The following is a 19,920-nucleotide window of genomic DNA, read 5'->3' on the forward strand; positions in this document are numbered from 1 at the left end:
AACGCATGAAGAAAGGAACAAACCCCATGAATAGCACGGATCCGATGAGCGAATCTACTTCGCTTAATCTTGATCACACTGATTCTGCAAGCACAACTGTCAGCACAACAGCAGAGCGCATTCGCAACAGCCGCGACTACCACGTCCTTAACGCTATGCTCGGTCTTTTTGACCCAGAAAAAGGCATTCAGTTTGATAAAGATCAGGAAGCAGAAAAGCTTTACGTTTCGGGTTACGTGCAAGAGCACAGCATGAAGTTTGCTTCAACTCGCGAGCGCTTGAACTACTTGATTGACAACTATTACTACAACGGCAACGTGTTCAACAAATACAGCGATGAGTTTCTAGATAAATTCTACGAGCACGCGCAAGCCGCCCACCACACTTTTGGCACATTCTTGGGTGCTTTTAAGTTCTACACTTCTTACGCTTTAAAGACTTTCGACGGCAAGCAGTATTTGGAAAACTTCGCTCAGCGCGCAGCTGCAGTCGCTTTGGAGCTTGCAGACGGCGACGAAAAGGCAGCGCTCAACTATTTGGACGAAATGCTTGCAGGTCGCTTCCAGCCAGCCACTCCAACGTTCTTGAATCTTGGTAAAGCTCAGCGCGGAGAGGCTGTGAGCTGTTTCCTCGTGCGTTTGGAAGATAATATGGAGTCTATTGCGCGCGGAATTAATTCTGCTCTGCAGCTTTCTAAGCGCGGTGGCGGCGTGGCGCTTTTGCTTACGAATTTGCGCGAGCTTGGCGCTCCTATTAAGCGCATCGAAAATCAGTCGAGTGGCGTTGTGCCTGTTATGAAGCTTTTGGAAGATTCATTCTCTTACGCTAATCAGCTTGGCGCTCGTCAGGGCGCTGGTGCCGTGTATATTAGCGCTCACCACCCAGATATTATGCGTTTCCTCGACACTAAGCGCGAGAATGCTGACGAAAAGATTCGTATTAAGTCTCTTTCTTTGGGCGTTGTGATTCCAGATATTACTTTTGAGCTTGCTAAGCGCAAGGAAAAGATGGCTTTGTTTAGCCCTTACGACGTTGAGCGCGAGTATGGTAAGCCTTTTGCAGATATTTCTGTTACTGAGCATTACGATGAGATGGTTGCAAATCCTCGCATTCACAAGAAGTACATCGACGCTCGCGAATTCTTTATGACACTTGCAGAAATTCAGTTTGAATCCGGCTATCCTTACATTTTGTTTGAGGATACTGTGAATCGCACGAATCCTATTGAGGGTCGCATTACTATGAGCAACTTGTGCTCCGAGATTTTGCAAACTCAAGAAGCAAGTACTTATAATGCCGACTTGTCTTATAGCCACGTTGGTCGCGATATTTCTTGCAATCTTGGCTCTCTTAATATCGCTAAGGCAATGGACGGTGATTTGGGCGCAAGCGTTGATTTGGCTGTGCGCGCTCTCACTTCTGTCTCCGAGCACACTTCGATTGATTCCGTTCCTTCGATTCGTCGCGGAAACGAAGAAGGTCATGCTATTGGCTTGGGTCAAATGAATTTGCACGGTTTCCTCGCTCGCGAGCATATGCAGTACGGAAGCGAAGAAGCTCTTGACTTTACAGACATGTACTTTATGACTGTTGCTTACCACGCTTATAAAGCTTCTCACGCTTTGGCTGTAGAGCGCGGCCACGCTTTCGCAAGCTTTAAGACTAGCGCTTACGCTAAGCCTGCAGGCAAAGGCAACTACTTCGATAAGTACACAGATGGCAGCCGCTCTCTTGAGCCTCGCACTCAAGCGGTTCGCGATTTGTTTGCTCGTTTTAATGTTGCAATTCCAACTGTTTCAGACTGGAAACAACTTCGCGACGAGATTTTGCGAGACGGCATTTACAATGAGTATTTGCAAGCTGTTCCTCCAACCGGCTCAATCTCTTACATCAATCATTCAACGAGCTCGATTCATCCAATTGCTTCTCGCATTGAGATTCGTAAAGAGGGCAAAGTTGGTCGCGTCTACTACCCTGCCGCTTACATGACGAATGACAATATGCAGTACTTTAAGGACGCTTACGAGATTGGTTGGAAGGCAATTATTGACACTTATGCTGAAGCAACTCAGCATGTGGATCAGGGATTGTCACTTACTTTGTTCTTCCCAGACACTACTACTACTCGCGATTTGAACAAAGCTCAAATTTACGCGTGGCGTAAGGGCATTAAGACTCTTTACTACATTCGTATTCGCCAGAAGGCTTTGGAAGGTACTGAAATCGAGGGTTGCGTAAGCTGCACGCTGTAAATCGCAGCGCTAAAAATCGCAGCGAAGTAAATCTTTAAAGATTAAATCAAAACTTAAAAATTTTATAAAACGTAAACACAAGATCAGGAGTAATTATGACAGAACTCAGCCCAACAGCGCTCGACCCAACAGCACTGCGCAGTAGCCTCGATAAGCCTTTCGGCACAAATCGCGTAATCGCAGATGACACTATGATGGCAGCTTCTATCACACCATCTCAGTACCGCTACCATCACGGATCTCGCGTGCGCCCAGTTAATTGGAACAATATTATTGACGACAAGGATTTGGACGTTTGGAATCGCCTTATTGCTAACTTCTGGCTTCCAGAAAAAGTGCCGCTGAGCAACGATATCCCTTCTTGGCGTTCCCTCACCGACCTTGAGCGCAAAACCACTACTCGCGTTTTTACAGGCTTGACTTTGCTTGATACCAGCCAGGCAACTATTGGCGAGCTTTGCCAGATTGAGCACGCTCGCACTGAGCACGAGCAGGCTATTTACACGAATATTGCTTTTATGCAGTCGATTCACGCTCGTTCCTACTCCTCTATTTTCTCCACTCTTTGCTCTAGCGAGGAAATTGATGAGGCTTACCGTTGGGCTGTTGGAAACGACGTTTTGCAGCAGCGCGTCACCACTGTGCTTTGCGAGTACGAGAGCGAAGATCCGCTTAAGCGCAAGATTGCTGCAACTATGCTTTCTTCGTTGCTTCTTTACGCGGGCTTCTACCTTCCGCTTTACTTTGCTTCTCGCGGTAAAATGATGAACACTGCAGATATGATTCGTTTGATTTTGCGCGATAAAGCAATTCATGGCTATTATTCTGGCTACAAGTTCCAGCGCGGTTTGGAGCTTAGAAGCGAGAACGATAAGAAGAATCTTGAAAAGTTCACTATGAACTTGCTCGATACTTTGTACGATTTGGAAGTTGAGTATTCTGGTCAGATTTACGAAGGATTTGACTTCCACGATGACGTTTTTGACTTCGTGCGCTACAACGCTAACAAAGCTTTGATGAATCTTGGCTATCCTGCGAAGTACAGCGAAGAAGAAACTCACGTAAGCCCAGAAATTCTTGCGGCTCTTTCTCCTGCTGCCGACGAAAATCACGACTTCTTCTCCGGTTCTGGCTCCAGCTACATTATGGGCAAGTCCGTTGAAACTGACGACGACGATTGGGATTTCTAGTCGTATAGCCTACTGTTTGACTATTTAGCAGTTTGATTGGTTAACTAATTAGATTTAATTAGTTAACCAATTTAATTTATATAAGTTAATTATTAAACCAAAATATCGCATACACAAAAACTGAAAAATTAGAAAGTAGCACAGACTACCTCCACACTTATGGTACACTATGTGAGATGAACTGGTTTTGTTAATCCCTTTATGCAAAAATCAGCAGTGGCTATCACTCATCCTAACGTTTAAGCCAAAAACTTTTGGGCTGAACTGAGCTGACGTTCAAGTTTGGAATCCAAATTGATAAGTGCGCCTAGCAGCTATTAGTCACGTCTGTATGAAGAAAGAAGGACAAGTATGGGGAAAATGACTTATAAAAAATTACTTTGTCTTGTAGTGCTATTCAGCTCGTTAGTAGGACTAGCAGCCTGCGGTAACACAAAAGCAAACAATACAGCGTCTACGAAAATAACCCGTCAGTCAACTAAAGAACATTCAAAATCAATCAAAAAACCTTCAGAAAAGAAAGTTCCTGAGGCTTTTGTAGAAGGCGAAAAAGGAACTTTTGAGGCTCTAGGCGAAACCAAATCTGTTATTTGGGAAGCTTACCCTAAAAGTTTGTCTCAGGTGAAAGATTCTTTTTATCACTGGACGCCTAATGACAAATGGTTCCAAGTTAATACCGGTCATTATATGGTCGCCGACCGTTTAACCACTTCAGGAGCTTTATTAAGGAAACTTCAAAAGGGCACACCAGTCAAATTAAACGGCAAAGATTATAAAGTTACGGATTATAAAAACTTTGAAGGTAACGGCAGCTCTGATAAATTGTCAAACCTATTCAAAGAGTATATTAAGCAATTCCCTAAATCTGCTTACTTTGTCCAAACTTGTCTTGATGCCAGAACTTATGGCGGTCAACGTATAGTAGTTTTTGACGTAGCAAAATAGTAAATGGTTTAGCAACATAATTTAGATTATTTGCCAAATTTTGTTGTTTTGAAAATATTGCCTGTGCATCGACTAGGTTGATGAACAGGCAATATTTTTTTAACTGATTACGTGACTGTATCGCGTAACTTTAATTGCACAGTCGCTATACTATACGCGTTATCGTGGCAGAAATTGCAAATCTAGCAAAAACTGCCACGATAACTTGTGATTATTGCTATGCAATATAGTCTCGTAACTATTGTCTCGTAATCAGTTAAAAAACATTGTTTGCGCGTCAACAAAGTTGATGCTTGTTTTAGCATGACGAGGATTGTAAGAAGTTGGATACTTTGTAAAAAGCATAAATATTTTCTTATAATCGCGATTTTTTGCATTCTCAACTAAAGTTGCTCGCTGCAACAACTTGCTCACTGCTTCAGCTTCGTTAAGATTATTACGCCACTTACATTCTGCAATAAGAAGCTGCTTGTTAATATCGTCTTGCGCAACAATATCGATATCAGTTTGTTCACGAGCAATAGGATCAGCACCCCACCATTTACCTAACTTAGTTGGCAAAAAGTCCATTCTGCCAATTTTGCATTGGTGCACAATCCACTGTTCGCACATTTTCTCAAACTGTTGACCTACAAAAGTACTAAATACTTCATGTTCGCCACCAAGAACACTACTTGCGGCAGCGTGCGAAAGTCCGCGTTCGATCAATCCTTTATTAGGTGCTACAAACCTATACCAATACGCAAAAAATGGGTCACAAATCTGCCATAATCCTTTTTTGCAATGAAGAGGATTCATGCCGAATGGAATATTTCTTTCAATTAATCCAAGACCTTCTAATGTTTTCAAATACACGTTCACTGATGTAGCCGGCAATCCAATACGATCCGATATTAAAGTCGGAGTATTGCATCCCGTTGCAAGAGCATTGAGCACACTATTGTATGTTGACGGATCGCGCAATTCTTGGCGCATAAGCATGTCTGGCTCAGCGTACAAAATTCCCGAAATATTAAAGCATAGCTGCTCAAGATTTTCCGCAAGCGAAGACTTATTATCTAACTGTTCAATATAGTATGGCGTTCCTCCAAGGGATGCAAAATAGTTGATTTTATCTTCCCAAGTAGCATTATTTGGCATAAGTTCAGCTGCTTCAAAAAGATTAAATGGTTGCAAGCGAATCTGTGCAGTACGTCTTCCGTAAAGCGGACTCTTTTTACCAAGCACTTCACTTTCCATGAATCCTTCGTTGCTGCCGCACAAAATAAGAGTCATGTTCGTGTTCTTAAATTTATGATCTATTGCGACTTGGAATGTTGACGCTAAGGATTTATCTGCTTGAGCAGCGTAAGGAAATTCGTCAAAAACTAGAATAAGTGGAGATTGAGAAGCAATTTGATTTGCGTTGTTAGATTGTTGCGCAATGAAATCGAGAGCGTCGTTCCAATTATTAAACGATCCTGTAGTTGATGGAAGATTGAAGAAGTCGTACACCGCGCGCGAGAAATCACGCAAATTCTCAATATTAGTTTGTTCGCGAGCAGTAAAAAGTATTGCGCGCTTATTTTTACAAAATTGTGAAATAAGCGAAGTTTTTCCTATTCGTCTTCGACCATAAACTATTGCCATCTGGAACGAGTGTTTGCTGTTTTCATACAGTTTTTCCAGTACTTGTAACTCGTCTTGTCTGCCAACAAAAACCATATTCCACCTGCCGCTACGCTAATAATTGCAATATTTTTCAGCGCATCTTATAGCTGCTGAATCTGCGCTCAAGTTATTATAATCGCGATTATTATAATCGTAATTATAATAATCTAAATTATATTATTTTGCAATATACTCAACGCAACCGAGCGTTATCGTGGCAGAAATTGCAAAATTCGCAAAAACTGCCATGATAACTTTGTATAACATAACAACGAAACAGCATTCTGTATTGCAAATTAACCGCCTACTTGCATCTGCTGCGCAGCAGACGCGTCCAAATACTCGGTCGAAAAGCGTCCAAGTACTCGATTGAAGCGCAAGAAAGCACAATAAGCATCTTGCGCAATGGCTATTTCTCTGCATGAAGCGGAACATGTACATTAATAATCCACGAATCGCCATCTTCAATAACTTTAAAAGTTCCACCAACGCGTTCCGCAAGCATCTTATGAAAACGCAGTCCATATCCTAATTGCAAGTTAGCAAGAATACCTCGTTGCGCACTATTTATACACGTAATATGACATTCATGGTCATTAAGCATTACATTCATGGCGTATTCTTTAGGCGTTGCAGCATGCTTTTTTACGTTCGCAAGCAGTTCTCGGCAAATATACTCAATTTGAGCACATTCTTCAAAAGGCAAATGGATTGATCGAGAATCTTCAGCAGTTAAATCAATACTAAAGTCAATGGAACCAATATAGCCAAGCTTTTCAAATGACTTTTGTTCACCATCAAATAAAACGCGTAATCCTGTGCAAAAATCTTTATAACATGTAGTCGATTGCATAACATCGCCAGTGCTTGCAGTTGTAGCATTGTCAAGAAGAGAAATGATATTACGTGCTCTATGAACAGTTGTAGTAGCACGTTGAAGAATCTCTTGCGAATTTTCATGCTCTTGTTCATGAGTTGTTTGAGGTTCAATAGATTGTTGAGCCATCATCATAATGCTGGAAAGCTCATTAGTTACTTCATCGTGCATGCGAATTGCTGCAATAGTGGCATATTTTTGAAAAACATTGTAACGCTGCGCAAATAACTGTTCCTGTTGTTGGTGAATAGTAGAAATATAGTATTTTACGATTGCGCTAGAAATAAGAGTAATAAGAAGCCACCACGCTAACACATAAGCGTTTTGAAAATCGCAGATAATAAAGAACCATGAAGATACTCCGCAAGAAGAAAGCACGGTGTACCAAGGTTGAGTAATTACAGCAATTGCCAAACAAATCAATATGGTAAGCATCATAGATGAGTAGTTGATATTGGGCGCAATAATTACCAACGGCATCCAAATAAGTACAATAAAAGATGCTTTACGAGGCCATATTGCAATACATAAGCAGATTACAATCCATACTATTTCAACCGTAATGGCATGCCAATTAGAGTAGTAATGAAGATTATTATAGGAACAAATTTCAAGAAGCAAAGTACAACTTATGATCACACCAATTCCAATTTTCTGCCAGGCATCATGCGGCAAAAAATTGATCATACGCGTTAATAATTTCATAACTACCTACTTTTACGCGTTAATTGCTTACACGTTATATGTCATGCGAATATTTTGCGAGCGCGGCAAGCGCCTGCATGCGACTTTTAACTTGAAGTTTTCCATAAATACGCCGTAAATGCGTGTTTACTGTTGAAACTTTCACATTAAGCTGATCTGCAATCTCTTTTGACGAATACCCCTGTTTGCACAAGCGCATAATTTCCGATTCTTGAGGAGACAAAACTGAAGCCTTCGGAAGTTGAGAAATCATATTAAATGATTCTTGCGGAGTGTGAAAATAGTCAATATATTGTGGCAATTCTGGGCAACCGTAGCTTGTTGCGCGCGATTGGATGGCTGCAACTACGTCTGCTACATTGTCTTTATGCACTAACGCTTGACCACCCGACTTAGCAACTTGCAATACGTATTCATCCAGCATGTAGGAAGTAATGCCAATTAAAACAATATTGCTATTGCGCTCGCGAATTGCCTTAATCACATCAACACCACTCATTTCTCTCATTGACATATCTACTAAAAGTATGTCAGGAGTATTTTCTGTAACGCAACGATGAATAGCTTGTTTTGCAGAAGAACACATCCATGCACAAACAAAGTTTTCAGGCAAACGACTTTTTAGAAGAAGTTGCATATATCGCAATACAAGCGTGTCATTATCAACAATTGCGTAAGTAGTGTTCATACAATATATGGTATCTTGTTTTGGAATCCGCTTATCAAGAGATGTGCGATTGTATTGTTTTTCTCAAATTATCAAGATTGTACACATTAAAGTGCCACACGCTAGCACTTTCCGTTGGCACACTCCATTCTTCGGTTTTACCATTGACAGTAAAGCGAATTATTTGAGTTGTTGGCTTATTTATAACTTCAAAATTAGTGAGTTGATTCCACGGAATGCGATGAAGATGCTTATCGTCTAATTTAACTAGATTACCCGAGCCTAAAATGGCATTCGGATTAACAACAATAAACTCATTATCAGTGGCGGCAACAATACGCGCATCAACGCTTTGCGCTACATAGAATAATCGAGGTAATAAAAATAGTTTGATTAAATCTTTCCACCAAGGGTCGTACTTCATAGTAAGCACATACGTTTTACCAACTGAAAGATTATGCGCTTTAAAGTACTTAACAATATCCTCTTCTCGTATACCGCGCAAAGGATTAGTCATAATAAGCACCTCCTCGTGATTCTTGTTTTGTAAATTATCAACATACTAACGTGCAGATTTTATCTACACAAATAGGCGTACCTATTTTTAACGATAGTGCTTTTAGAAAACTTTTTTAAAAAAAAAACTTTTACTATTGGCAGTTTGCATGTTCTCAACAATCAACATTTAAGAACATTTCCGTTTTGGAACCATTCTTAAATAGAGACATACTTATGGAGTTATTGTGGCAGTTTTTGCTAATTTTGCAATTTTTGCCACGATAACTGTGTGCGTCACGCATTTGCTGGTTCTATTGCAATACGTCCACCTAATGCTTGAACAACCTTCGCAATAGTTTGGAAGCTGGGATTGCCGTCTCGTCTTAAGCTTTTGTAAAGGCTTTCCCTTCCAACCTCGGCTTTTTGAGCAATTTCTTTCATTCCTCTAGCTTTTGCAATATCGCCTATAGCGGCTTGCAGTAAACAAGGATCATTTAGTTCTGCTGCTGCATTGAGATACGCAATAACATCATCATCGTTCTCAAGATACTCACTCGCATCCCATTTACTTATATTTACCATTTCTTCTCCTCAATTAACTGTGCAAGGAGTATCTTTGCTTGTTTAATATCTTTACTTTGACTACTTTTATCTCCACCAGCGAGTAACAGCATTAGTTTTGAGCCTTTTTGCGCAAAATACACACGATATCCTGGCCCAAAAGTAAAACGCAGCTCGCTAATGCCATTGCAAACTGGATGCAAATCACCTACTGGCTTGCCTGCAATTTCACATAATCTCAGCCTCGCGTTAATTCGAGCTTTAGATTGCGTATCGCGAAGTTTTTTCATCCAATTGCGATACTCATCTGTTTTAAGTATCTCCATAAAAATATTTTATCCTGTAGGATACAGTTTTGCAATAATAAGTAAACAGTCATATCAGTTATCGTGGCAGTTTTTGTTAATTTTGCGATTTTTGCCACGATAACTGGGTATTTTTGTGTTTTATAAGTCTTGTAATGCAATTCTTTTATCTTCTGCAGACTGCGTAGATGACGTATCATCTTTCTTAAGAGAATGCGCATATCGAATAAGACTTCTTGCAATAAAGAACACTAAAGCACATATAGCAAGTGCAATAAGAATGTCAATTATCGGACCAAAAAATGCATAGCTCATGATTCATCCTTTCTTTTTCTATATTCGTTTATGAGTGTTCGAGCTGTGTCAACATCGTATTTATCGTCAATAGCAAGACTCTTTACTAAAAGAACGAACGGATCTTCTGGTTCATTGTCGCTTATGCGCAGTTTTTCAATGAGCCTGTTAAGTCTGATTCTCATCGTTGGGTAAGAGACTTGATACATTTGCGACATTTCTTTTAACGATCCAGACGATAATACAAAGTTCTTTATAAACGACATATCTTCGTCTGTGAGATTAGCCATCCATTTTGGAATATGATCCATATCACCCCTTTCGTCAACCTATAAAACTTTAATTAAATTAAACTTTTATTAAAAATATTAAAGTTGTTGTATGGGTTTGTCAAGAATGAGTATGAGAGATATGACGCAAAGCGACATTTTTATGTCGCCAAAATAATAAAGATATATATTTACGTAACATATGAGAATATGGAGTTATCGTGGCAGTTTTTGCTAGATTTGCAATTTTTGCCACGATAACGCATGATTTGAGCGCTGCTAGTTTAGCGGAATAACAACATTGACCAGCCAAGTGTCATCATCTTTTTGCGCGATTAAAGATCCGCCTAAGCGTTCCACAGATTTTTTGTGAAACAGCAGCCCTTTGCCAAAAACGAGTATTCCACCAAACTTATTCAACGTCGAAATCGAATTCATGCACATTATTTTGCATTCGCGCTCATCAACCGTAACATTCATAGAAAAATCAACGCTAGTATTGCAATGCTTGCGAATATTAGTAAGCAACTCGCTGCACATGCTAATCGCACATTGAGCCTTTTCAGTACTAACAGTTGCAGATGCAGTAAAATCACCACTCCCCGAACTTTTATCAACCACTATTACAGAGCCATAGTACCCAAGCTGCTCACAAATTTGCCGTTCAGCCTGTAAACGCGCACGAATATTGCATAAAAAATCAGTCAAATTCATGCGATCATTGCTATTAGAACCATAAACGAACTGCGTGCTGGCAATATTTGAATCTAAAGAATCATCATACTTATGCTCAGCTTGCTCAAGCAGGCTGATAACAAGTCTCGCTTTGGAAAGTGCATTACGCGAATGTTCAATAATCTGCTCTAACGATTCTTTTGTATGTTCATTGTTCTCAGCATATAAAGCATCCGTTGCAAGCAACGTAATATCAGTAATCTCATTGTTCACATCGTCGTGCAATTGCAACGCAACAGACGCAATATAAGACTGGAACTTGCTTCGTACAATATTCATTTTTGCGCGATTATTTTCTTCCAACATGTTCAAATACTTGCGCAAAGCGTAACCGCAAATCATAGAAATAAGAATAAAACAAGGAAAAGTAAACGGAATATACGCCATTTTTGCAAAGTACATAATATTCAGCGAAACTATGTACACACAAAGCAAATACTTCCACGAATCGTAAAAGCCTGCAACAAACATGCTAGCAATCAACGAAAAAAGCACGCAAGTTGCATTTACGCCTGGTACTGCTAACGTTACGCAATACAAAATCGGAGTTACGAGTGATATTTGACGCGGAAAAGCAATCAAAAGAAATATTGCAAACATCCAAACGTATTGACACGCAGATTGTAATGGATTATTCCACAACCCAGCTGTATGGCAAAATTGCACATCCATTGACACTACAAGAATCGCCAATATTATGAATAAAGTTCGCTGAATTTTCCAGCTTTTAACCAACTCAATAACGCGCGAAAATGTTTTCATTAACATGCGCTATCCGTTTCTTGCAAAATATTCGGATGATTTTGCGGCAAATCATTAAAATATTGCAGATTGCTATCTTGCTCACGATTTTGCATTGCAGCAAATGCGGATATTGCTTGTACGCGATTAGAAACATGCAATTTTTTGTAAATCCTATGAATATGCGTGTTTACAGTGTTTGGCATAAGACCAAGTTGAGCCGCAATCTGATTCGTCGTGTAGCCTTTAGCAAGCAGTTCCATGATTTTTAGCTCTTGCGGCGGCAAAACGCTGCGCGACCTTGATTTAGAAAGCCTAATAAAAGATTCTTGCGGAGTAGCAAAATCGTAAGCAACATCTTTAACGCAACGGCAGCCATACACATTTTGATTATCGCAATATTGCAAAGCTTCTGCTAGTCCTTTGAAATTGTCTTTAGCAACCATTGCCTGCCCACCAACTTGCGCAACCATAGAAGCGTAGGATCTACAATCGTAAGAAGTCATACCAATTAAAATAATGTTATTGTTTTTCTCGCGAATTGCGCGTATTACGTCTACTCCAGACATGTCTTTCATTGACATATCTATCAAAATATAATCTGGAGTTGTTTTTGCTACTTGGCAATATTTCAAAGCTTGCACGCCTGATTTTACGCACCATTTGCACGCGTACTCACTCGGCAAAAGCTTGCTGAGCACGTTTCGCATAACCGCTAAAACTAATGGGTCGTTATCTACTATTGCATACGTTTTTGGCATAATGGCTTTCTTGCAATCACACGCTACTTTTCTTATATTCTACTTTATAAACGCGCGCAAAGTAGGGCAAATTGTGTAGTAAAAAATGATTACAAGTACTACACGTAAATCATATGTGATTATAATAAGTAACAATATGTGACTTTTAGTTGCGTTGAAATTCATCTTTAATAATGATTGCAGCAGGATTATATGACAAAACGATTAGTAGTATTGCACTCCGCAGAAGTAGCTGCGATGGCGCTTGCCTCAACAGCTGCTTTTATGCGTAGCTTTGGCTTTTTCGTTTTGTGGCTTGTTCTAGGACTTCTTTCTGTTGCATTGTATTCTTATGCATATTTTTTCTTGCGAAAAAGTGTTCTTGAAGGAAAAAACACAAGTAACGCAACTAATGCAAATGAAGCAAATAATACTGCAGAACTCGATAGCACTAACTCTAGCGATATAAGTAGTGACGTTAAGAGCATAGACAGCAACAAAGAAAGCATGGCTCTTACGCAAGAACGCAAAAAAGTCGAATTGCAAAATAAGCAAATACTTAGCAATTACTCAAATAATTTAACAAATATTATTACATGCTTTATTTGTGGGCTTATTCACGTTCCTTGGCTTTATTACTACGGAATTGCAAATGGCGTCTTAGCACTAGTGATTTTGTGGCGAGTAATAAAGCGCCCACAAGGTCACCCTACGGATCAAAGCGATTTTTAAAGAATTAATGCTTATTTTGCTTTTCTATTACAACGTTAAATCCTTTTGCAGCTTTGCGAAAATCTTCTATGCGATCTCCATAACCGTCTGCAATAATGGCGTCTTCTTTTACAACAAAAGAGCCATTTTCTAGCACAATATATTTTGTAAAGAATTCTTCTAATTGCTTAGCTAATTCATCAATTTCATCTTGTGAAAGCTCTTCGCTACTATTTTCCGAAAGTTTATCTTCCTGCTTTTGAATTTGATTAATGCTATTTTCACTAACGTTTCCTATTTTGTTTACGTTATCTTCTGGCTGCCAAGAGCCTATACCAAAATCACTCATACTTGCACTACCCATATTTGCGCTGTTCATGTTTGCATCTCCTTGTATTTGTAACGTATTTGCACAACTTATTTGTGCGTTGCTTTAAGTCTAATTACCAACATTTTCCGTGCAATCTTGAGTACTAAGTTCTGAGTACATTTATTTTGCGGATTGAATTGAAGCCTCTTGGCGAGCAACGTCAAGAGCTTTATTGAATGCGTCGCTAGTCCAACTTGCTCCAGCAACAACCGAAATATGCAAATCTTTCAACGGCTTTCCAACGATTTTTCCAGGGATAGCCTTTGAGAATGCATCCATATGACCTCTTGAAATCGGCGTAAACGGATGAGGCGTCATTTGCACATCGCTAACATTTCCATTTGCAATGCTTAAGCGCACATCGAAACTGTCTTCTGCAACCGGACCATACGTAGCTTTGACTTTATAGTCACCATCTTTGTAATTGCCAGTATCAGTTTTAGATTGGTTTTTAGAATCCCCAGAATCTTCACTTTGAGCTGAAGACTTAGATTGCTGAGCTCCAGCATCGTACTTGCCTGAAGGATTACCGCCATCATCCGCGCTTTGACCAGAGTTTCCTGCAAACTCGTCATTCATCGGCACAGCACTCGGCTCGCCGCAAGCAGAAAACATAGCGGACGATGCAGCTACAATCGCAAGCGCAGCAACGGTTTTCGTAACTTTTTTGGATTTCAAATCATCTCGTGAAACATCGTGAAACATATTATCTGAAATCATAAAATCATCGCCTTCAAACCTTGTATATTTTAAAACCCACGCAACTAATCATCTAAATTCGCTAATTTAGGCGACTTAGTAGGCTCATGGTCTTGCAAAGCCTCTGCAACGCTTTCATCAATATGCGCACTCGTAAACGCAGGCTTGCCGCCAATCGCCTCGTATGCTTTGCGAGCATCCTCGTTATTCCAACGCTCACCAACAAGTACACCGTGGTTGAGCATAATTTCGCGATCCGCGCACTGAGCTACCAAAGAATCGTGAGTTACAACAATAATCGTCGTACCTTGCTTGTGTAGCTGTTTAAACAAGTCGAGCACAATCTGCTCATTTTTTTCGTCCAAATTACCAGTCGGCTCATCCGCAAGAAGCAACTTAGGGCAGTTTATAAGCGCACGCGCAACGCAAACACGCTGCTGCTCACCACCAGAAAGCTGGCTTGGCAAATGGTGAGCGCGATCCTTCAAACCTACGCGATCCAAAGCATCCATTGCTTGAGCTTCGTCAACAACAGAATGATAGTATTGCGCAACCATCACGTTTTCAACTGCCGTTAAATGCGGAACAAGATAAAACTTTTGAAAAACTAAACCGATTACGTTTTTACGAACGTCAGCAAGTTGGCCCGCGTTCAAATCCTCAAGTTTGCGTCCTTGCAAAGACACGGAACCCTTGGACGGCGAATCCATGCAGCCAATAATGTTCATAAGCGTGGTTTTACCAGAGCCACTCGAGCCAACGATTGAAAGCCACTCGCCTTCTGGCACAGTAAGCGACAAATCGTCAACCGCGCGTAGAGAGCCGTAAATCTTGGAAATATGATCCAAAGTCAACAGCATTTTTGGATTAGACTCCGTGCTTTCCAACTTATTTTCTATATTCTCTGTCATATTAAATCCTTAACTCAAATCCTTAACTCAAATCTTAAACAATCTCTAAATTTACGATTAAAACTATTCTTCTCGAAGCACAATCGCAGGGTCAATTTTTGAAGCGCGCAAAACAGGCGGCAACGCAGCAACGCAAGACGCAGCAACGCTAAATACAATAGAGAACACGACTAGCCACCAGTTCACGCCCAAATCTCTCGAGAACACCATTGCAGCAAGCAAACGAGCAAACACATACCCTACCGCAGTACCAGCAATACCGCCAACGAAGCCATATAATCCAGCTTCAGCAGTAAACTCCACGCCAATACTCCGTGCGCTCGCACCCAAAGCTTTGCGCAAACCAATTTCATTTCGACGCTGCTGCACGATCGAAGAAATAGTAGTGCTCACACCGACCATCATCAGTACCAAAACAACTAGCGATACAATGCAGAACAGGCTGCGAAGCATAGTAATAATACCAGTGTCAGCAGCAGTAACTTTAGTAACTTGCTGAGCGCGCACACGCATAGAAGTCATATCGTTAATGCTTCTAACAACCGCATCAACGCTAGGTGCAGAAGACGAGTAAGCAATAACATCCGCACCACGCTTAACTCCCGTAAGAGAATTTACATCTGCGTTTAGCGCATATAGCATAGAATCCTCTGCACCGCCTGTGTCCAAAATGCCACAAACGCGGAAAGTTGTGCCGTGAGTATCCATAATATCTGTTGAAACTCTGCCTTCAACAAGCTTTTGTTGAGAAGATTTTTGCGCAGACTGATCTGAAGAATTTGCAGCAGAATTTTGCGCTTGATTCTCTGCTGGCTTATCTGCAGACTGATTTGTAGACTTATTTGCAGATTCACTTGCAGACTGATTTGCAGACTTCTCCGCTGGTTTATGCGAGCCGGCAGCATTATCTGAAGATCTATACGCAATCGCAATACGAGAGCCTATTTTTAAGCCCATCGCAAGAGCTACATCTCGCCCAACCATAACATTGCCACTGCTAGGCCAAGAGCCGTCTACATTCCAATGCTTATTAAGCGACTTTACTGAACGAACATCTATTCCTGCTAAAACATACGGAGCTGCATTAATACGCACGTTTTCGTAACGATATGTAGCAGATCGCATAGCACCTTTTGCAAGAACCATATCGTTTGTGTGCAAAACCATTGCGCGATCAATACCGTTTTTCCACTCGCCCTCAATTGGAGTTACGATAATATTCGCTCCATACGCGCGCATTTCATCGCTCATCTGTTGAGGTACAACAAGGCAGATTGCAGCTAAACAAAACAGCGTAGCAGCACCAACAAGCGTTGCAATAACAGCCATTAGAGCACGCGATTTTCGACGAAATACCGCGCTAAACAGCATGGTTATAAACATAGAATTGTTGGAAGTCATATAAGATTTACCTGCCATGAAGCACCTCCGCAGGACGCACACTCAAAATCGAACGAATCGACGAGCCTGCAGCCGCAAGCACAGTCAACGCAAGCAGCACGAACACCAGAACAAATACCATCGGTCGGAACAAAATCGCAGAGCCGAACACTGTGAAACCAATAATCTGCGCCACTGCAAATCCCAAAGCCATGCCTAGTAACGCTCCACCAAACGCAATAACCGCAGTTTCCATAAGCATAAGACGAGCAACAGCACCATCACGCGCACCTAACGCCTTGAGTAAAGCAAGCTCGCCAGAACGCTCAGAAATTGAAGCAGCCATAAGATTCGCCACAGCAACAGCCGCAGCAATTAAACTCAACGCAGTCATCAAAACCATAACAGCGCGCGTCTTATTTAATACGTTACCCTGAAGAGCTGCAACTTGACGAACCTGCTTTGCAACAGCTCCAGGAATTACCTCCTCAATTTGGTAAGTAATCGAACTCGGGTAAGCCGTGCAATACCAGGTTTCCCACTCTTCCTGGCTGAGCGCTGCCGGATTTTTAGCAGCCTTTCGCGCTAAATCATTTTCAGGAGTAGTAAGAGCCTTTACTTCAATCGAATCAACCTTATTCGGCTTATTTGCAAGGCTTTGAGCATCGCTAGAACTTGCGTAGATTGCGTTATTATCGTCGTCGCCAGAATCGTATACGCCAACCAAATGCAACGAAACCTCGCACCCGTCACGAATCAAACGCAAACGCTGACCAATTTTTAAGTGCAAACGATCAGCTAACTGCGCACCTACCATTGCTTCAGATTTATTGTCTTTTGCCCAACGACCTGCATTAATCTTCCACCAAGAGCGCAAACCTTGAACGCCAACAACCGTTGTTTCACCGGAAGCGAGCGCAAGCTTGCGATTAAACCAAGTTCCAACAATAGGCACTACCAAATCGCCAGAAGATTTTGCTTCAAGATTTGCGTGAACAGTTATTTTCGGCGCAAAATTAGTGATATTAAACGCCCAGAAAATCATTTTTATTTTTGCAGCGTCAGATTCTTTTAGCGAAGCAGTAGACTCATGGCTTTCCGCAGCCTTTAAACTCCCAGAACCATTAGTATCAATCTGCTCTCGAGAAGCATACAAATCATTTACAACAGCGCTAGATTTTGGCTGAACCACAATATTTGAACCATATGAACTAAGCTCTGCGTTAATTTTGTCTCCAACGTCATACACAACGCTAAGCATTGATACGCTAACGCACGCGCTTAAGCACACTACGAGCGCAATCAACACACGCTTTTTCAATTGCCGCACAAGAGATCGAGCAACCATGCGCATCATAAACATAGCAACTCTCCCTTACTTAAAATGCGAACTGAGCACGTCTAAATCAGCAGTATGAATTGTGATTTTGCCATGCCCAGCCTTATACGGGAACGGAATCGGATTGCAACCACCTTTGAAACCGATAGTTGCCAAATTAATTGCTACATCGCACTTACGGCAAATAATCTTACCGTCTTTTTCATAGTAGCCTGCATCACCGCAGTTTTCGCAAGCATCCAATCCGACGCCATACGCTCCACCATTCTTTTTAATGATTATAAAGCGCATAACAGTGCCGTCTTTTGCTTTGTATTGGAAGCGATGCAAATGACCATCTGAAACTTGAACGTAATTAATAGTTGCAACACCATCGTGCAATTCATACGGTTCTGGAGGCGTAAGAGTTGGTTTAATATTCATAATAGATACGCCTACAGTAAGCGTAAGTATCACTGTGATAGCAGCCAAAAGAGCTGCGAGCGCAGACTTTCGCGATTTGCGCTTAAATGCACGCTTTGCGCGGATTTGTGCAGCATTTTCACCAACTACAGCCGTTTTAAAGCCTATTATTACGGATGCAGCAGCAGGAATCATGAACACGCTAATTTGCGCCATAATCATTAATGGAGCGTTATTAATTAGCCAAACAAGCACGCTGAAAGAAAAGTCATCCATATAAAGCAGAATGCTTCCTTGCATAATCTGCAAAAGTGAAGTTATGTGCTGTACTAGCAAAATAATCATGCTTAAAACTACAGCAATTTTGAAGCAAATAGCGTTAGATGTAGTGCGCAAAGAACGCACCATAAGACTTAAGCAAATAGCAGCAATAACGCCGAGCACAAAACCAAGCGCGCGAAGTAACATGTCTGATGTAAAAGGCGGAGTGCTTGAATCTACGAAAATAGTAAGCTGCAAAATAACATCTGGCAAAGCATAAAACACAGTAAATGCTAAGCAACATGCACCAATTGCGTTGCTTATGTGCATTAAAAGCGGGCAATTACGCCAATTTTTTATTATTTTGTGTGAAAAAATAACCACAATAATTGCAGCAATATCAAGCGGAACCGCAATGCACAACGCCGGCATATTAATAAAGTTTCGCTGATTAATTACTACAGATGCGCGAAGTATAGCAAAAATAAGAGCTGCGACTGTGCCTGCAGACAGCCCATACAATCTCCAACGTGCACTTAGAGGCTTATCTCGCCCCTCGCCAACAGTAAGCGATGTGCTTAATCCCATTGTGAGTAGCGCAAGAGGGAGCAGCCCAGGCATAACTGCCACAAACAGTCTGAGCATAACTCCCTCCTTTGCTACTACTTATTATTTACTAAAATTATTAATTAATCGCTAATTATTAACTAGCTATCACTACCACTGACGAGGAGTGTACTTCCAATCGTCAAAGGTTGCCTTAATTGGCTCGGTCCAGAAGCGACCGGTTACGCCGGTAGCAGGATCGACGTGAAGCATCCAACCCTTCTTTTCTGGGGATTCAATAGAAAGCACGAGCTTGTAATTTCCAGCTTTGTCAAGCTTAACGTTTGCACCGTAGTGAGGACCATCGGAAGCGTTCATCTGCATGAACGTGCCCTTACCAACGGATTCGCCGCTTGCCTTATCGACAATCTCATAGTTCACAGTCAAATCTGGAATGAACTCGCCCTTACCGTAGCCAAGCTTTGTACCTTTTTGGTTAGCGTGGATATCGGCTTCAAGGTGGAAGCTTGCTTCGCTTGCCTTCAAGCCCATACCGGCTGGGAGCATATCAACTGGCTGGAAGTACACGGCACCAATAGTAAGAGGTCCAATATTCTGATCTTGGTGAGGACCAACTGGAACCTCCTCAAAGCCCTTATCGCCGCCCTTGTCATCAGCCTTGTCGTCAGCCTTCTGCTCGGTTGCTTGTGACTTAGCATCAGTTTTAGCTGAATTGCCATTGGAACCGCATCCAGCGAGCGCAAGCAGTCCAGCAAGAGCCAAAGCTGCAATTGCCATCATTTTATTATTCTTCATATCTAACCTTCTGTGTTTGTTGTTAGTTATTTTTATTTAATTATTGTTATTGGTTG

Annotated in this window: 21 protein-coding genes; 4 read left to right on the plus strand and 17 right to left on the minus strand. The window is 41.3% G+C overall.

Annotated features, from left to right (window positions below; translation table 11 throughout):
• The first annotated feature begins 26 nt into the window (after nucleotides 1–26).
• The 3 genes from nrdE to HXT34_RS05420 all read left to right on the plus strand — a co-directional run bounded on the left by nrdE (nucleotide 27) and on the right by HXT34_RS05420 (nucleotide 4,387).
• Entirely contained in the window at nucleotides 27–2,252 is a 2,226-nt protein-coding gene (nrdE, locus tag HXT34_RS05410) for a class 1b ribonucleoside-diphosphate reductase subunit alpha (RefSeq protein WP_421784741.1), read from the plus strand.
• A 95-nt stretch (nucleotides 2,253–2,347) separates the two neighbouring features.
• Nucleotides 2,348–3,442, plus strand: coding sequence for a class 1b ribonucleoside-diphosphate reductase subunit beta (gene nrdF, locus HXT34_RS05415; protein WP_415687464.1), 1,095 nt, complete (start codon nucleotides 2,348–2,350; stop codon nucleotides 3,440–3,442).
• A gap of 351 nt (nucleotides 3,443–3,793) precedes the next feature.
• Nucleotides 3,794–4,387 (plus strand): hypothetical protein, encoded by a 594-nt coding sequence (locus HXT34_RS05420; protein WP_415683236.1) that lies wholly within the window; start codon nucleotides 3,794–3,796, stop codon nucleotides 4,385–4,387.
• Nucleotides 4,388–4,639: 252 nt separating this feature from the next.
• Here HXT34_RS05420 and HXT34_RS05425 read toward each other — a convergent pair whose 3' ends face one another.
• From HXT34_RS05425 to HXT34_RS05470, 10 genes are all read right to left on the minus strand, one after another.
• On the minus strand, nucleotides 4,640–6,091 hold the full coding sequence (locus tag HXT34_RS05425) for an ATP-binding protein (protein ID WP_421784743.1): 1,452 nt from the start codon (nucleotides 6,089–6,091) through the stop codon (nucleotides 4,640–4,642).
• 355 nt (nucleotides 6,092–6,446) lie between these two features.
• On the minus strand, nucleotides 6,447–7,619 hold the full coding sequence (locus HXT34_RS05430; RefSeq protein ID WP_421784745.1) for an exodeoxyribonuclease V: 1,173 nt from the start codon (nucleotides 7,617–7,619) through the stop codon (nucleotides 6,447–6,449).
• Between the two features lie 34 nt (nucleotides 7,620–7,653).
• Nucleotides 7,654–8,307 carry a LuxR C-terminal-related transcriptional regulator gene (locus tag HXT34_RS05435; protein WP_421784747.1) on the minus strand — a complete coding sequence of 218 codons (654 nt, stop codon included), beginning with the start codon at nucleotides 8,305–8,307 and terminating at the stop codon, nucleotides 7,654–7,656.
• 34 nt (nucleotides 8,308–8,341) lie between these two features.
• The gene (locus HXT34_RS05440; protein ID WP_421784749.1) at nucleotides 8,342–8,803 is read right to left on the minus strand and encodes a hypothetical protein; all 462 of its coding nucleotides are present in this window, start codon (nucleotides 8,801–8,803) and stop codon (nucleotides 8,342–8,344) included.
• Nucleotides 8,804–9,078: 275 nt separating this feature from the next.
• Entirely contained in the window at nucleotides 9,079–9,366 is a 288-nt protein-coding gene (locus HXT34_RS05445; protein WP_004129679.1) for an addiction module antidote protein, read from the minus strand.
• Nucleotides 9,360–9,671: a type II toxin-antitoxin system RelE/ParE family toxin gene (locus HXT34_RS05450; RefSeq protein WP_004129677.1), complete on the minus strand. Its 312-nt coding sequence runs from the start codon at nucleotides 9,669–9,671 to the stop codon at nucleotides 9,360–9,362. Before HXT34_RS05450 ends, HXT34_RS05445 begins: the two co-directional genes overlap by 7 nt.
• Nucleotides 9,672–9,791: 120 nt before the next feature.
• Nucleotides 9,792–9,965, minus strand: coding sequence for a hypothetical protein (locus HXT34_RS05455; RefSeq protein WP_421784751.1), 174 nt, complete (start codon nucleotides 9,963–9,965; stop codon nucleotides 9,792–9,794).
• Nucleotides 9,962–10,255, minus strand: a complete 294-nt coding sequence (locus HXT34_RS05460) for a DUF2089 family protein (RefSeq protein ID WP_004110367.1) — start codon at nucleotides 10,253–10,255, stop codon at nucleotides 9,962–9,964. Before HXT34_RS05460 ends, HXT34_RS05455 begins: the two co-directional genes overlap by 4 nt.
• A gap of 237 nt (nucleotides 10,256–10,492) precedes the next feature.
• Nucleotides 10,493–11,716, minus strand: coding sequence for a histidine kinase (locus HXT34_RS05465; protein WP_421784753.1), 1,224 nt, complete (start codon nucleotides 11,714–11,716; stop codon nucleotides 10,493–10,495).
• Entirely contained in the window at nucleotides 11,710–12,450 is a 741-nt protein-coding gene (locus tag HXT34_RS05470) for a response regulator transcription factor (RefSeq protein ID WP_415683229.1), read from the minus strand. Before HXT34_RS05470 ends, HXT34_RS05465 begins: the two co-directional genes overlap by 7 nt.
• Before the next feature lie 192 nt (nucleotides 12,451–12,642).
• Between HXT34_RS05470 and HXT34_RS05475 the strand changes: the two genes are divergently transcribed.
• Nucleotides 12,643–13,161 (plus strand): hypothetical protein, encoded by a 519-nt coding sequence (locus HXT34_RS05475; RefSeq protein WP_415683228.1) that lies wholly within the window; start codon nucleotides 12,643–12,645, stop codon nucleotides 13,159–13,161.
• A 4-nt stretch (nucleotides 13,162–13,165) separates the two neighbouring features.
• Here HXT34_RS05475 and HXT34_RS05480 read toward each other — a convergent pair whose 3' ends face one another.
• From HXT34_RS05480 to HXT34_RS05510, 7 genes are all read right to left on the minus strand, one after another.
• Nucleotides 13,166–13,519: a hypothetical protein gene (locus HXT34_RS05480; protein ID WP_415683227.1), complete on the minus strand. Its 354-nt coding sequence runs from the start codon at nucleotides 13,517–13,519 to the stop codon at nucleotides 13,166–13,168.
• A gap of 111 nt (nucleotides 13,520–13,630) precedes the next feature.
• Entirely contained in the window at nucleotides 13,631–14,230 is a 600-nt protein-coding gene (locus tag HXT34_RS05485; protein WP_421784756.1) for an FMN-binding protein, read from the minus strand.
• A 44-nt stretch (nucleotides 14,231–14,274) separates the two neighbouring features.
• On the minus strand, nucleotides 14,275–15,120 hold the full coding sequence (locus tag HXT34_RS05490; RefSeq protein WP_421784758.1) for an ABC transporter ATP-binding protein: 846 nt from the start codon (nucleotides 15,118–15,120) through the stop codon (nucleotides 14,275–14,277).
• 63 nt (nucleotides 15,121–15,183) lie between these two features.
• Complete coding sequence (locus HXT34_RS05495; protein ID WP_421784760.1) at nucleotides 15,184–16,539, minus strand: FtsX-like permease family protein; 1,356 nt, start codon at nucleotides 16,537–16,539, stop codon at nucleotides 15,184–15,186.
• Nucleotides 16,529–17,863, minus strand: coding sequence for an ABC transporter permease (locus HXT34_RS05500; RefSeq protein WP_421784762.1), 1,335 nt, complete (start codon nucleotides 17,861–17,863; stop codon nucleotides 16,529–16,531). Before HXT34_RS05500 ends, HXT34_RS05495 begins: the two co-directional genes overlap by 11 nt.
• Nucleotides 17,864–17,875: 12 nt before the next feature.
• Nucleotides 17,876–19,147, minus strand: coding sequence for a Fe-S-containing protein (locus HXT34_RS05505; RefSeq protein WP_421784764.1), 1,272 nt, complete (start codon nucleotides 19,145–19,147; stop codon nucleotides 17,876–17,878).
• A gap of 72 nt (nucleotides 19,148–19,219) precedes the next feature.
• The gene (locus HXT34_RS05510) at nucleotides 19,220–19,864 is read right to left on the minus strand and encodes an iron transporter (protein ID WP_064621410.1); all 645 of its coding nucleotides are present in this window, start codon (nucleotides 19,862–19,864) and stop codon (nucleotides 19,220–19,222) included.
• Nucleotides 19,865–19,920: the final 56 nt, after the last annotated feature.

It is taken from the genome of Gardnerella sp. DNF00983 (genome assembly GCF_049244265.1).
Lineage (GTDB): Bacteria > Actinomycetota > Actinomycetes > Actinomycetales > Bifidobacteriaceae > Bifidobacterium > Bifidobacterium vaginale_J.

Excerpts from the sequence above, each read along its gene's own strand:
- HXT34_RS05480 (WP_415683227.1), bottom strand. The coding sequence starts at position 13,519 with ATGAACAGCGCAAATATGGGTAGTGCAAGTATGAGTGATTTTGGTATA.
- HXT34_RS05440 (WP_421784749.1), bottom strand. The coding sequence starts at position 8,803 with ATGACTAATCCTTTGCGCGGTATACGAGAAGAGGATATTGTTAAGTAC.
- HXT34_RS05460 (WP_004110367.1), bottom strand. The coding sequence starts at position 10,255 with ATGGATCATATTCCAAAATGGATGGCTAATCTCACAGACGAAGATATG.
- HXT34_RS05465 (WP_421784753.1), bottom strand. The coding sequence starts at position 11,716 with ATGTTAATGAAAACATTTTCGCGCGTTATTGAGTTGGTTAAAAGCTGG.
- HXT34_RS05510 (WP_064621410.1), bottom strand. The coding sequence starts at position 19,864 with ATGAAGAATAATAAAATGATGGCAATTGCAGCTTTGGCTCTTGCTGGA.
- HXT34_RS05455 (WP_421784751.1), bottom strand. The coding sequence starts at position 9,965 with ATGAGCTATGCATTTTTTGGTCCGATAATTGACATTCTTATTGCACTT.
- HXT34_RS05495 (WP_421784760.1), bottom strand. The coding sequence starts at position 16,539 with ATGGCAGGTAAATCTTATATGACTTCCAACAATTCTATGTTTATAACC.
- HXT34_RS05435 (WP_421784747.1), bottom strand. The coding sequence starts at position 8,307 with ATGAACACTACTTACGCAATTGTTGATAATGACACGCTTGTATTGCGA.
- HXT34_RS05430 (WP_421784745.1), bottom strand. The coding sequence starts at position 7,619 with ATGAAATTATTAACGCGTATGATCAATTTTTTGCCGCATGATGCCTGG.
- HXT34_RS05475 (WP_415683228.1), top strand. The coding sequence starts at position 12,643 with ATGACAAAACGATTAGTAGTATTGCACTCCGCAGAAGTAGCTGCGATG.
- HXT34_RS05485 (WP_421784756.1), bottom strand. The coding sequence starts at position 14,230 with ATGATTTCAGATAATATGTTTCACGATGTTTCACGAGATGATTTGAAA.
- HXT34_RS05420 (WP_415683236.1), top strand. The coding sequence starts at position 3,794 with ATGGGGAAAATGACTTATAAAAAATTACTTTGTCTTGTAGTGCTATTC.
- HXT34_RS05450 (WP_004129677.1), bottom strand. The coding sequence starts at position 9,671 with ATGGAGATACTTAAAACAGATGAGTATCGCAATTGGATGAAAAAACTT.
- nrdE (WP_421784741.1), top strand. The coding sequence starts at position 27 with ATGAATAGCACGGATCCGATGAGCGAATCTACTTCGCTTAATCTTGAT.
- HXT34_RS05445 (WP_004129679.1), bottom strand. The coding sequence starts at position 9,366 with ATGGTAAATATAAGTAAATGGGATGCGAGTGAGTATCTTGAGAACGAT.
- HXT34_RS05490 (WP_421784758.1), bottom strand. The coding sequence starts at position 15,120 with ATGACAGAGAATATAGAAAATAAGTTGGAAAGCACGGAGTCTAATCCA.
- HXT34_RS05500 (WP_421784762.1), bottom strand. The coding sequence starts at position 17,863 with ATGTTTATGATGCGCATGGTTGCTCGATCTCTTGTGCGGCAATTGAAA.
- HXT34_RS05470 (WP_415683229.1), bottom strand. The coding sequence starts at position 12,450 with ATGCCAAAAACGTATGCAATAGTAGATAACGACCCATTAGTTTTAGCG.
- nrdF (WP_415687464.1), top strand. The coding sequence starts at position 2,348 with ATGACAGAACTCAGCCCAACAGCGCTCGACCCAACAGCACTGCGCAGT.
- HXT34_RS05505 (WP_421784764.1), bottom strand. The coding sequence starts at position 19,147 with ATGCTCAGACTGTTTGTGGCAGTTATGCCTGGGCTGCTCCCTCTTGCG.
- HXT34_RS05425 (WP_421784743.1), bottom strand. The coding sequence starts at position 6,091 with ATGGTTTTTGTTGGCAGACAAGACGAGTTACAAGTACTGGAAAAACTG.